This is a genomic window from Stenotrophomonas sp. ZAC14A_NAIMI4_1 (genome assembly GCF_003086915.1).
Taxonomy (GTDB): domain Bacteria; phylum Pseudomonadota; class Gammaproteobacteria; order Xanthomonadales; family Xanthomonadaceae; genus Stenotrophomonas.
On sequence record NZ_CP026002.1, the window covers coordinates 4,342,783 to 4,355,301 of the forward strand.

Annotated in this window: 8 protein-coding genes and 1 riboswitch; of the genes, 2 read left to right on the plus strand and 6 right to left on the minus strand. The window is 66.9% G+C overall.

Features of this window, described 5'->3' with window-relative positions; all coding sequences use genetic code 11:
• Positions 1-4: 4 nt before the first annotated feature.
• The 5 genes from C1926_RS19850 to ilvC form a co-directional block, all read right to left on the minus strand.
• The gene (locus tag C1926_RS19850) at positions 5-1,588 is read right to left on the minus strand and encodes a 2-isopropylmalate synthase (RefSeq protein ID WP_108760395.1); all 1,584 of its coding nucleotides are present in this window, start codon (positions 1,586-1,588) and stop codon (positions 5-7) included.
• Positions 1,585-2,676 (minus strand): threonine dehydratase, encoded by a 1,092-nt coding sequence (locus C1926_RS19855; RefSeq protein WP_108760396.1) that lies wholly within the window; start codon positions 2,674-2,676, stop codon positions 1,585-1,587. Before C1926_RS19855 ends, C1926_RS19850 begins: the two co-directional genes overlap by 4 nt.
• Positions 2,677-2,775: 99 nt before the next feature.
• Positions 2,776-3,024, minus strand: coding sequence for an ACT domain-containing protein (locus C1926_RS19860; protein ID WP_079223152.1), 249 nt, complete (start codon positions 3,022-3,024; stop codon positions 2,776-2,778).
• Positions 3,008-4,744: an acetolactate synthase 2 catalytic subunit gene (gene ilvG, locus C1926_RS19865; RefSeq protein WP_108760397.1), complete on the minus strand. Its 1,737-nt coding sequence runs from the start codon at positions 4,742-4,744 to the stop codon at positions 3,008-3,010. The genes C1926_RS19860 and ilvG overlap by 17 nt, the downstream gene beginning before the upstream one ends.
• 38 nt (positions 4,745-4,782) lie before the next feature.
• Positions 4,783-5,757, minus strand: a complete 975-nt coding sequence (gene ilvC, locus C1926_RS19870; RefSeq protein ID WP_079223148.1) for a ketol-acid reductoisomerase — start codon at positions 5,755-5,757, stop codon at positions 4,783-4,785.
• A 726-nt stretch (positions 5,758-6,483) separates the two neighbouring features.
• On the opposite strand from ilvC, the gene ggt reads away from it, so the two are divergent.
• Positions 6,484-8,202, plus strand: a complete 1,719-nt coding sequence (ggt, locus tag C1926_RS19875; protein ID WP_108760398.1) for a gamma-glutamyltransferase — start codon at positions 6,484-6,486, stop codon at positions 8,200-8,202.
• Between the two features lie 548 nt (positions 8,203-8,750).
• Here ggt and C1926_RS19880 read toward each other — a convergent pair.
• The gene (locus C1926_RS19880) at positions 8,751-10,328 is read right to left on the minus strand and encodes a BCCT family transporter (protein WP_108760399.1); all 1,578 of its coding nucleotides are present in this window, start codon (positions 10,326-10,328) and stop codon (positions 8,751-8,753) included.
• Positions 10,329-10,508: 180 nt separating this feature from the next.
• Positions 10,509-10,610, plus strand: a riboswitch (TPP riboswitch).
• Between the two features lie 83 nt (positions 10,611-10,693).
• Here C1926_RS19880 and thiC point away from each other — a divergent pair.
• Complete coding sequence (thiC, locus tag C1926_RS19885; RefSeq protein WP_108760400.1) at positions 10,694-12,490, plus strand: phosphomethylpyrimidine synthase ThiC; 1,797 nt, start codon at positions 10,694-10,696, stop codon at positions 12,488-12,490.
• The last annotated feature ends 29 nt before the right edge of the window (positions 12,491-12,519 follow it).

The following is a 12,519-nucleotide window of genomic DNA, read 5'->3' on the forward strand; positions in this document are numbered from 1 at the left end:
TTCCTCAGGCAGTGGCGGCGGTCGGGGTTTCGGTGTTGCTCGTGGCCGCCTGGCGCTGGCGCAGCAGGCGGTTGGCCACGTCCAGCCAGGCCAGGGCAGAGGCTTCGATGATGTCCTTGCTGGTGCCGGTGCCGTCGTACTCCACGCCTTCGTGGCGCACGCTCAGGTTGGCCTCGCCGCGTGCATCGGCACCGATGCCGACGCTGTGCACCTGGTAGCTGTCCAGCTGCAGCTGTACGCCGGTGGCCGAGGACAGCGCGCCGAACAGGGCGTCGACCGGGCCATCGCCCTGTGCGGTTTCGGCCACGCGGTTACCTTCCGGGTCGGACAGTTCGACCAGGGCGTTGGCGCGGCTGCCGACGTCGCTGATGGTCATCGAGGCCAGGCGGTAGCCCTGGTTGTTGGCACCGCCCTGCATCAATGCCTGCAGGTCGGCATCGGTGACCACGCGCTGCTGCTCGCACATCGCCTTGAACTGCTCGAAGACCAGCTTCAGTTCGTCTTCTTCCAGCCAGAAGCCCAGCGCACGCAGGCGCGATTCGACGGCGGCGCGGCCACTGTGGCGGCCCAGCACCATCTGCGAATCCTCCCAGCCCACGTCTTCCGGGCGCATGATTTCGTAGGTGCCGCGGTGGCGCAGCATGCCGTGCTGGTGGATGCCCGACTCATGGGCGAAGGCATTGGCACCCACAATCGCCTTGTTGCGCTGGACCGGCATGCCGACCAGACGCTGCAGCAGCTGCGAGGTGCCGACGATGCGCGGGGTGTTGATCGCGGTGTCCTGCTCGTAGAAGGCCTGGCGCACCTTCAACACCATGGCGATTTCTTCCAGCGAGCAGTTGCCGGCGCGTTCGCCGATACCGTTGATGGTGCACTCGACCTGGCGCGCGCCACCCTCGACGGCCGCCAGCGAGTTGGCCACGGCCAGGCCCAGGTCGTTGTGGCAGTGCGCGCTGAAGATCACGTTGGCCGCGTGCGGCACGTCGGCCACGCCGGCGATGACCTGCTGGAACATCGCGCGGATTTCTTCCGGCGTGGTGAAGCCGACGGTGTCGGGCAGGTTGATGGTGGTGGCACCGGCCGCGATCGCCGCGCGCGAAACCTCGATCAGGTAGTCCAGCTCGGTACGGGTGGCATCCTCGGCCGAGAACTCGACGTCGTCCACATAGGTGCGGGCCAGGGTGACGTGCTTGCGTACCGATTCCAGCACCTGTTCGCGGGTCATGCGCAGCTTGTGCTCGCGGTGCAGCGGGCTGGTCGACAGGAACAGGTGCAGGCGCGGGTTGGCTGCGGCTTCCAGTGCGCGTGCGGAGGTTTCGATGTCGGCCTGCAGGCAGCGCGACAGCACGGCCAGGGTCAGGCCGGGGCGGCGCAGCTCACGGCCGATCAGGGCCATCGCTTCGCGGTCGGACTGCGAGCTGGCCGGGAAGCCGGTCTCGATGATGTCCACGCCCAGTTCGTCCAGCGCACGCGCCATCACCAGCTTCTGCGGCGGGCTCATGCTGCAGCCGGGGGACTGCTCGCCGTCACGCAGGGTGGTGTCGAAGATGCGGATGCGCGGGGTGGTAATTCGTTCGATGGTGGTCACAGGGAAATCTCCTCGACAGCGGGCGCGACGGCTTGCAGGTTGGAAGGGGAAGAGGTGGGGGAGGCGGGGGCGCTGGCCTTGGTGGGCGAGCGAGGGGTTTCACTGCGGCGCCGGCGCGGTTTGCGCGGCGGCCGGGGGCGGATGTCGGTCAGCAGGCCGGCCAGTACGCCGGCATCGATGTTGCCGCCGGACACCACCGCGCACTTGCGGCGGCCGGCCACGCGACGGCCCGCAGCCAGGGCCAGCGCGCCAGCGCCCTCGGCGATGATGTGTTCTTCCAGCGCCAGGCGGACCAGGGTCTCGCGCAGCTCGGCTTCGCGCACGATCACCACGTCGTCCAGCAGCGAAGCGCACAGGCGGCGGGTCAGGTAGCCGGGCACCTTCACCCGCACGCCGTCCGCCAGCGACGGCACCGGTGCGATTTCGTTGACATCACCGTGGATCGCGCGGGCCATCGAATCAACGCCCTCGACCTGCGCGCCGATGATGCGCACGCCCTGCGATTTCAGCGCCAGCGCCACGCCGGAGGCCAGGCCGCCGCCGCCGATCGGCACGATCACCACGTCCGGCGCGTGCGGCGCCAGCTCGATGCCGACCGTGCCCTGGCCGGCGATCACGTCGGCATCGTCGAAGGCGGACAGGAAGCGGTAGCCATGGCGCTGCGCCAGCTCGACGGCGAAGGCGAAGGCTTCGTCGTAGCTGTTGCCATGCTGGCGTACGGTGGCGCCCCAGTGGGCAACGCCGGCGATCTTGGTCGCCGGTGCGCCGTGCGGCATCACGGTGATGGCCGGCACGTCCAGGCGGTAGGCGGCCCAGGCCACGCCCTGGGCGTGGTTGCCGGCCGAGGCGCAGATCACCGGCCGGGTGTCGCCGCGTTCACGGCCTGCCAGCAGGGCGTTCAATGCGCCGCGCACCTTGTAGGAACCGGTGCGCTGCAGGTTCTCCAGCTTCAGCCAGGTGCCGAAGCGCTCGGCATGGTGCAGCGGGGTGGGCGGCAGGAAGCGGCGCAGGCGGGCCTGCGCAGCCAGGACGTCGGCGACGCTTACGTCGCCGACATCGCTTTCCTTGCTGGCATCAGCGGCCGGCATGGGCCACCAGCGGGGTGCAGCAGACCGCCGCGTGCGGGCACGGGCGACGAAGAAGACGCCTCCGTGCCGGCACCGTGGTCGATACGGTACGGGTGTTCATCATGCAGCTCCTTCCACGGGCGTCAGCTGTACCGACACGCAGTCGTAGATCTTTTCCATCTGCCGGCACAGCGTTTCCGGCGGCCGCTGGCCATCGACCACCAGCTGCAGGTGCCAGCGTCCGTCATCGGCGGCCACCGGCGCGCCGCTGATCGCGCGCGGGGCGAAACCGCGGCGTTCGGCCATGCCGATCACGCGCAGCAGCGCGCCTTCGGCCGGGTGCAGCACCAGGTCAAGCCGGTATTGCATTGGGGGTCTCCTGGCGGACGTGGGCGGGGTTGCTTTCCAGCATGGTGCTGTTGGCGGTGTTGGGCGGCACCAGCGGCCACACGTTGGCACGCGCATCGATGGCCACGTGCAGCAGGGCCGGGCCCGGCTCGGCCAGCAGTGCAGCCAGGCCGCCTTCCACGTCGTCGCGGTTGTCGATGCGGGTGGCCGCAATGCCGAACACCTTGGCCAGGGCCACGAAGTCCGGGTTGTCGGACAGGTCGATCTCGCTGTAACGCTCGGCGAAGAACAGTTCCTGCCACTGCCGCACCATGCCCAGCGAACTGTTGTCCAGCAGCACGATCTTCACCGGCAGGCGGCAGCGGGCGATGGTGGCCAGCTCCTGCACGTTCATCATGAAGCTGCCATCGCCGGACACCAGCACCACGGTGCGGTCGGGGCAGGCGAACTGCGCGCCCATCGCCGCCGGCAGGCCGAAGCCCATGGTGCCCAGCGCGCCACTGGTCAGGTGGTTGCGCGGGTGGTTGAAGCGGCAATGCTGGGCCACCCACATCTGGTGCTGGCCGACATCGCAGGCGATGACCGCATCGGCCGGCGCCACTTCGCTCAGCCGCTTCAGCAGCGCCGGGGCATAGATGTGCTGGCCCGGTGCGTCGTAGCGGGCGGCGAAGCGGTCGCGGTGCTGGGCACAGCGCTTGCGCCATGCGTCCTGGTGGGCCTTGGGGGAGGGGAAGGCCGCACGCAGGGCACGGATGGCATGGCTGACATTGCCCGGCACCGCGACATCGGCGCTGCGCAGCTTGGAGATCTCGTAAGCGTCGGCATCGATGTGGACCACGCGGGCGAACGGGGCGAACTCGGCCAGCTTGCCGGTGGCACGGTCATCGAAGCGCGCACCCAGCACCAGCAGCAGGTCGCTTTCCTGCACGGCCATGTTGGCCGCGCGGGTGCCGTGCATGCCCAGCATGCCCAGCGACTGCGGGTGCTGCGGGGGCAGCGCGCCCAGGCCACGCAGGGTCATCACGGTGGGGATGGCGCTGGCCTCGACGAAGTCGCGCAGGTCCTGCACGGCTTCGCCCAGGGCAATGCCACCGCCGGCGTAGACGACCGGCTTTTCGGCCGCCGCCAGTGCTGCGATGGCTTCAGCGATCGCTGCATCGGCCGCCGCCGCGGGCGGTTCGACACTGGCCGGCAGGTGCGCCGGCAGGTGGCTGGCATCGGCCAGCTGCACGTCCTTGGGCAGGTCGATCAGGACCGGGCCGGGGCGGCCCTCGCGGGCGATGCGGAAGGCGTCCGCGACCACGCGCGGCAGGTCGTCGACGCTGCGCACCAGCCAGCTGTGCTTGACGATCGGCAGGGTCAGGCCGAACACATCCAGTTCCTGGAAGGCATCGGTACCCAGCAGCGGGGTGCCGACCTGGCCGGTGATGCAGACCATCGGCACCGAGTCCAGCATCGCATCAGCGATGCCGGTGACCAGGTTCGACGCGCCGGGGCCGGAAGTGGCCACGCAGACGCCAACCTGGCCGCTGGCGCGGGCGAAGCCATTGGCCGCCAGCGCTGCACCCTGTTCGTGGCGCACCAGGATGTGCTTCAGCGACGAATCCACCAGCGCGTCGTAGAACGGCATGATGGTGCCGCCGGGGTAGCCGAACAGCGTACGGACGCCCTCGGCCTCCAGCGCCTGGGTCAGCCAGCGCGCGCCGTTGGGCGGCGCGCTGCGGTGTGTGGGAGAGTTCATGGGGGAACCTTGCAAAGCGGGTGGGGGAGGCCGCGTGGTTACGCGGCCTGTCCTTGCAACCAGACCATCTTGGCGCGCAGTTCCTTGCCTACCTTCTCGATCGGGTGCTCCAGGTCGGCCTGCTTGTACTTGTTGTAGTTCGGCAGGCCCGCTTCGTACTCGGCCACCCAGTTCTTGGTGAAGGTGCCGTCCTGGATGTCCTTCAGGACTTCCTTCATGCGCTCCTTGGTGCCGGCGTCGATCACGCGCGGGCCGCTGACGTAGTCGCCGTACTGGGCGGTCTCGGAGACGAATTCCAGCATGCGCGAGATGCCGCCTTCGTAGAACAGGTCGACGATCAGCTTCAGTTCGTGCAGCACTTCGTAGTAGGCGATTTCCGGCTGGTAGCCGGCTTCCACCAGGGTCTCGAAGCCGGCCTGCACCAGTGCCGAGGCACCGCCGCACAGCACCGCCTGTTCGCCGAACAGATCGGTTTCGGTTTCTTCCTTGAAGGTGGTCTGGATCAGGTTGGCGCGGGCGCCGCCCAGGCCGGCCGCATAGGCCTTTGCATGCTGTTCGGCATTGCCGCTGACGTCCTGGTGGATCGCCCAGATGCACGGCACGCCGCGGCCGATTTCGTACTCGCGGCGGACCAGCGCGCCCGGGCCCTTCGGCGCCACCAGCACCACGTCCAGGTCGGCGCGCGGTTCGATCATGCCGTAATGCACGTTCAGGCCGTGGGCGAACAGCAGGCAGGCACCCTGCTTCATGTTCGGCGCCAGCACCTCGTTGTACAGCTTCTTCTGCACCATGTCCGGGGTCAGCACGGCAACCAGGTCAGCGTCTTTCACCGCTTCAGCCGGTGCCACCACGTTGAAGCCATCGGCCTGGGCCTTGGCTTCGGTCGGGCCGCCCGGACGCAGGCCTACCACCACGTCGAAGCCGGATTCGCGCAGGTTCAGTGCGTGGGCGCGGCCCTGGCTGCCGTAGCCGATGACGGCGATCTTGGTCTGGGGCAGTTCGTTGGTGCTCATGGGGGAGGTTCCTTGCGTGGGAAGAAAAAAGACGGCCGGCAGTCGAAGCGACGTACCGGCCGGTCAGGGGAAAACGGTGGGGGAGGCGCCGTGCATCGCACGGGCACAGCCACCACGAGGCGTCGTGGGGTGGCAGGTCCGGGTTTTGCAGTTGGCGGTGTTCATGGTGGTTGCGTCTGAAACCAGGTCTTGAAATGAAAAAACCCGCACCGGGGCGGGTGCGGGTTTTTGTCGAGTTCCGGTGTGTCTGTTGCTTACACGCTGGCTCGTCCCGCACCTGTTGGTTGGGTAATAAGTACGAGCACGAGAATCGAACGCAGCGAGGCGGCGCCGGTGTCGGCGGCTTCAACGTGGGTTCGCGGTGGCGTGGTGTGGTGCAACATGTGATCGAGAGAAACATGGGCGATTCGGCAGTGTCAACCCTGGCAACGGATATTTTTTTGGTTTCCGCTGCATCCGGCGCAATCGCTTGCGGCACAAGGATGGTTTCCAGCGAAAGTGTTTCGGTGAACCGGAATTCACTCTTTTCAGGGGGTCTTTTTGCGCGGGAATGAGGGTCTTTCGCCGCTGCGCTCGCCGGGCATGGCCCGGCGCTACCGGATCCCGTGCAGGTAGCGCCGGGCCATGCCCGGCGGATTGCCGCTGCCTTCCATGACCTCTGCCCGATACCGCGTGAAGGCCGCAACGGCGAAGATCGGGGGACCACCCTTCCATCGGAACCCGACCGTGTCCCGACGCCTTGCCCGTTCCCTGCTTGTCGCCGCCCTCCTGGCGACCCTGCCGACCCTGGCTTCCGCCGCCGATCGCATCACCGGCCACACCTTCGCCACCCGCTCGGAGGTGATCGCCCCGCATGCCATGGCCGCGACCTCGCAGCCGCTGGCCACCCAGGTCGCGCTGGACGTGATGAAGGCCGGTGGCTCGGCCGTCGATGCCGCCATCGCGGCCAACGCCACCCTGGGCCTGATGGAGCCGACCGGCAACGGCGTCGGCGGTGACCTGTTCGCGATCGTCTGGGATCCGAAGACCCAGAAGCTGTACGGCTACAACGGCTCGGGCCGCTCGCCGAAGTCGCTGACCCTGGCCGAGTTCCAGCGTCGCGGCCTGAAGGACATCCCCGCCACCGGCCCGCTGCCGGTGTCGGTACCCGGCGCGGTCGATGGCTGGTTTGCCCTGCACGAGCGCTTCGGCCGCAAGCCGATGGCCGACAACCTGGCCCCGGCCATCCGCTATGCCCGCGAGGGGCACCCGGTGGCCGAGGTCATCGCCTACTACTGGGACCGCTCGGTACCCAAGCTCTCGCAGTACCCCGGCTTCAAGGAGCAGTTCACGATCAACGGCCACGCCCCGCGCAAGGGCGAGATGTGGAAGAACCCGAACCTGGCCAACACCCTGCAGCAGATTGCCGACGGCGGCCGCGATGCCTTCTACAAGGGCGCCATCGCCCACACCATCGGCGACTACTTCAAGGCCAACGGCGGCTACCTGAGCTACCAGGACATGGCCGACCACCATGGCGAGTGGGTCGAACCGGTCAGCAGCAACTACCGAGGCTATGACGTGTGGGAGCTGCCGCCGAACAGCCAGGGCATCGCCGCGCTGCAGATCCTCAACGTACTGGAAGGCTACGACTTCTCGAAGATTCCGTTCGGCTCGCCCGAGCACGTGCACCTGTTCGTCGAAGCCAAGAAGCTGGCCTTCGCCGACCGCGCGCGCTTCTACGCCGACATGGCCTTCCAGCCGGCACCGGTGCAGAAGCTGATTTCCAAGGACTACGCCGCGCAGCGCCGCGCGCTGATCTCGATGGACAAGGCGCTGAAGGAAGTGCAGCCGGGCACGCCCAAGCAGCTGGAAGAGGGTGACACGATCTACATGACCGTGGCCGACGCCGACGGCATGATGGTGTCGCTGATCCAGTCCAACTACCGCGGCATGGGCAGCGGCATGGCACCGCCGGGGCTGGGTTTCATCCTGCAGGACCGCGGCGAGATGTTCGTGCTGCAGAAGAACCACCCCAATGGCTACGCACCGGGCAAGCGCCCGTTCCAGACCATCATCCCGGGCTTCATCACCAAGGACGGCAAGCCCTACGCCAGCTTCGGCGTGATGGGGGGCGCGATGCAGCCGCAGGGCCACGCGCAGATCGTGATGAACCTGGTGGACTTCGGCATGAACCTGCAGGAAGCCGGCGATGCGCCGCGCATCCAGCACGAGGGATCGACCGAACCGACCGGGCAGGCGACGGCGATGAGTGACGGTGGCGAAGTGAACCTGGAAACCGGCTTCCCGTACGAGACGGTGCGCGCGCTGATGCGCAAGGGGCATCGCATCGTGTTTGCCGACGGCCCGTATGGCGGCTACCAGGCGATCATGCGTGATCCGGAGAGCGGCGTGTATTACGGCGCTTCGGAGAGCCGCAAGGATGGGCAGGCGGCGGGGTACTGAGGTTTCCGGCCAACGGGCTGAGCCCCCTCTGCGGTGGTGGTTCGGAAGCCGGTGTGCGTGATTGGGCCGGGCGGGTGGGCTGGTCGGGGGACGCCGTGAATCCGTCCCTGGAGGCTTGGCAGCCGCATCCATGCGGCTGACACCCCCGCCCAGCCCACCCGCCCGGCCCCTGACAGTTTCCGTGGCCGCCACCGCAGGAAAAGAAAAAAGAAGAGCAAAGGCAAAAGCAACGGCCACAGCCGCGTGCTTTGGGTGGGGTCGGATCCGTTTTCCGCAGGAAAACGCATCCGACCCCTTCTCGTTTTCCGATACACCTCATCCACGCATGGCGTGGAGAACCAACCGTCACCGGGAAACTGTCGGGGGTGGGGCGGTGTGGGTGGGCAGGACCGTTGGCGCCATGGATGGCGCCATCGAGCCCCCAGGGACGGGTTTACGGCGTGTCCTGCCCACCCACACCGCCCCGCCCAACCAGCAGCAACCCAGAGCCGCTTTTGATCTTGCTTCGGCTTCTGCAGGTGCAGGGCTGCCAGCCCTGCAAAACACCCTCAATCCGAATCCTGCGCGCGCGCCGCCTCCGCCTGCGTCTCTTCCTGCGCCGCCATCTCGCGCGCAATCCACGCATCGATCATGTGCCGCTGGCGCTGCACCCTGCGTCGCTCAAGTGTGTATTCCTGGTCCAGCACCCGGTACAGCGACACCATCACCAGCATCATCAGCAGCGCGAACGGCAACGCCGCGATCGTGATCATCCCCTGCAGCGCATCCAGGCCGCCGGCCAGCAGCAGCGCCGCAGCGATCAATGCCACTGCCACGCCCCACGCCATCTTGCGCTTCAGCGGCGGATCGCCCGCCTCGTCGGTCGACATGCTCGCCAGCACCAGCACTGCTGAATCGGCCGAGGTGACGAAGAAGATCATCAGCAGCACCAGCGCGACACAGGACAGCAGCAACGGCATCGGCATGCTGTCAAACATCGTGAACAGCACGGTTTCATAGCCATTGCCGAGCGCCTGCACCAGATTGGCATCGCCGAAGATTTCTGCCCACAGCGCCGTACCGCCGAACACGGAGAACCAGAAGAAGCCCAGTACCGTGGGCGCCAGTACGACACCGATGACGAACTCACGCACGCTGCGCCCACGGGAGATGCGCGCGATGAACGAGCCTACGAACGGCGCCCACGAGATCCACCAGGCCCAGTAGAAGATCGTCCAGTCGGCGACCCAGGTGCTGCCGGAGAACGGCGACATGCGCAGGCTCATGGTCACCAGCTGGTTGAGGTAGGAACCCAGCGTGGTGGTGAACGTGTCGAAGATGAAGCCGGTCGGCCCGAGCACCAGCACGATGGCCGCCAGTAGAGCCGCCAGTGCAAGATTGAAGTTGGACAGCCACTTCACACCGCGCTCGACACCACTGGCCGTGGAGGCCATGTACAGCACGAACGCCACCGCGATGATGGTCATCTGCACGGCGACGGTCGCCTGGATCCCGAACACGCGCTCGACGCCGGCCGCGATCTGGATCGTGCCGAAGCCCAGCGTGGTGGCCACGCCGATCGCGGTGGCGACGACGGCGGCGATGTTCACCACCTTGCCGATCCAGCCGCGGTGGTGGCGGCCGATGATCGGCTGCAGCATGTCACTGACCAGGCCGCGCCCATTGCGGTTGAACTGGAACCAGGCCATCGCCAGGCCGATCAGCGCGTAGATCGCCCACGGGTGCAGGCCCCAGTGGAAAAACGCATAGCGCATCGAGGCGCGCGCGGCCTCCATGCTCTGCGGTGCCAGCCCTTCCGGCGGCTTGGTGAAGTGGGAAATCGGCTCGGCCGCGCCCCAGAACACCAAGCCGATGCCCATGCCGGCGGCGAACAGCATCGACATCCAGCTCGCGCGCGAGAACTCGGGTTCGGCGTCTTCGCCGCCGATGCGCAGGTTGCCGAAGCGGCCGAATGCCAGGTACATCAAGAAGGTCAGCGCGAGGAATACCACCAGCAGATACAGCCAGCCGACGCTGCGGATGACATCGGCCAGTACCGACTGCACCACGGTGTTGAAGGGGCCTGGCGCGAAGCCGGCAAGAAGCGCCAGGACGAGCACCAGTGCGATGGAAATGCGAAACACCATGAAGGAGCTTCTCCGATCAAGCGAGTGAGGGGAGCGAGCCAGAGCTTGCAGCGAGGGCCGCGCATGCGGCACTGCATCACGTTATTGAACGCAATGTCATCGTTCCGTCAACGAGGGGTCGGATCCCGTTGCTCCGCAATGGGCTCTGACCCCAGCCAGCAGCTCTGTGTTCTAATGCGCGGCAAGAAGCGGGGGTACCGCGGCCTGGTGGTCGCGGTTGAGATAGTCCCTTGGAACCTGATCCGGCTCATACCGGCGTAGGGAAGCTTTGCAGTGCTGCCGTGCCCGGAGTCCGCCCAAGGACCGTCCGGGCGCGGTGCGCAGTGCGCCGCCGCTTCGTCCCTGACCTTTCTGGACGATGCCCGATGAACGCACAGCTTTCCGCCCTGCAGCAACAGGCCCAGCAACTCTCCGCCTCGGTGACCGAGCCGATTGCCGGCCCGCGCAAGATCCACGTGCCCGGCTCACGCCCGGACCTGCGCGTGCCCATGCGCGAGATCGTGCTGGCGCGCACGCCCGCGTTGTTCGGCGGCGGCGAGAACGCGCCGGTCACCGTCTACGACACGTCCGGCCCGTACACCGATCCAGAGGTGCAGATCGATCTCTCCGCAGGGCTGCCGGCGTTGCGCCGTGGCTGGGTGGAGGAGCGTGGCGATACCGAACAGCTTGATGGCCTGAGCTCTGCGTTCGGCCGTGGCCGCGAGCAGGATGCAAAGCTCGACCCCGTGCGTTTCCCGGCGCGGAGCCTGCCACGGCGTGCGCGTGCCGGTGCCAACGTCACCCAGATGCATTACGCGCGGCGCGGCATCATCACGCCGGAAATGGAATTCGTCGCCATCCGCGAAAACCAGCGTCTGGAAGCGATCCGTGATGCAGTGCTGCTGCAACAGCATCCGGGGCAATCGTTCGGCGCTGCCATCCAGAACATCATCACCCCCGAATTCGTACGCGAGGAAATCGCCCGCGGGCGCGCGGTGCTGCCCAACAACATCAACCACCCGGAAAGCGAGCCGATGATCATCGGCCGCAACTTCCTCACCAAGATCAACGCCAACATCGGCAACAGCGCGGTGTCCTCGGGCATCGCCGAAGAGGTGGAGAAGCTGGTGTGGGCCATCCGCTGGGGCGGCGACACCGTGATGGACCTGTCCACCGGCAAGCACATCCACGAAACGCGCGAGTGGATCATCCGCAACTCGCCGGTGGCGATCGGCACCGTGCCGATCTACCAGGCGCTGGAGAAGGTCGACGGCCGCGCCGAAGCGCTGACGTGGGAGATCTTCCGCGACACGCTGATCGAACAGGCCGAGCAGGGCGTGGATTACTTCACCATCCACGCCGGCGTGCTGCTGCGCTATGTGCCGCTCACTGCCAGCCGGGTGACCGGCATCGTCAGCCGCGGCGGTTCGATCATGGCGAAGTGGTGCCTGGCGCACCGCAGGGAAAATTTCCTCTACACGCATTTCGAAGAGATCTGCGAAATCATGAAGGCCTATGACGTGACCTTCTCGCTGGGCGATGGACTGCGCCCGGGCTGCATTGCCGATGCCAACGACGCGGCACAGTTCGGCGAGCTGGAAACGCTGGGCGAACTGACGAAGATCGCCTGGAAGCACGATGTGCAGACCATGATCGAAGGCCCTGGCCACGTGCCGATGCAGCTGATCAAGGAAAACATGGACAAGCAGCTGCGCGAATGCGGTGAAGCGCCGTTCTACACGCTGGGGCCGCTGACCACCGACATCGCGCCGGGCTACGACCACATCACCAGCGCCATCGGTGCAGCGATGATCGGCTGGTTCGGCACGGCGATGCTCTGCTACGTGACGCCGAAGGAACACCTGGGACTGCCCAACCGCCAGGACGTGCGCGACGGCATCATGGCCTATCGCATCGCGGCGCATGCGGCAGACCTTGCCAAGGGCCATCCCGGTGCGCAGGTGCGCGACAACGCACTGAGCAAGGCACGCTTCGAGTTCCGTTGGGAAGACCAGTTCCACCTCGGCCTGGATCCTGAAAAGGCCAAGGCTTTCCACGACGAAACGTTGCCGAAGGATGCACACAAGCAGGCGCATTTCTGTTCGATGTGTGGCCCGAACTTCTGCTCGATGAAGATCACCCAGGATGTGCGCGACTACGCCGAGGCAGGTTGGCAGCGGTAGCGCCAGGCCAGGCCCGGCGAGCGCAGCGG

Bases quoted from the DNA above. Each gene is read 5' to 3' on its own strand.
- C1926_RS19860 (WP_079223152.1), bottom strand. From the start codon at position 3,024: ATGCAATACCGGCTTGACCTGGTGCTGCACCCGGCCGAAGGCGCGCTG.
- C1926_RS19855 (WP_108760396.1), bottom strand. From the start codon at position 2,676: ATGCCGGCCGCTGATGCCAGCAAGGAAAGCGATGTCGGCGACGTAAGC.
- ilvC (WP_079223148.1), bottom strand. From the start codon at position 5,757: ATGAGCACCAACGAACTGCCCCAGACCAAGATCGCCGTCATCGGCTAC.
- C1926_RS19880 (WP_108760399.1), bottom strand. From the start codon at position 10,328: ATGGTGTTTCGCATTTCCATCGCACTGGTGCTCGTCCTGGCGCTTCTT.
- ilvG (WP_108760397.1), bottom strand. From the start codon at position 4,744: ATGAACTCTCCCACACACCGCAGCGCGCCGCCCAACGGCGCGCGCTGG.
- thiC (WP_108760400.1), top strand. From the start codon at position 10,694: ATGAACGCACAGCTTTCCGCCCTGCAGCAACAGGCCCAGCAACTCTCC.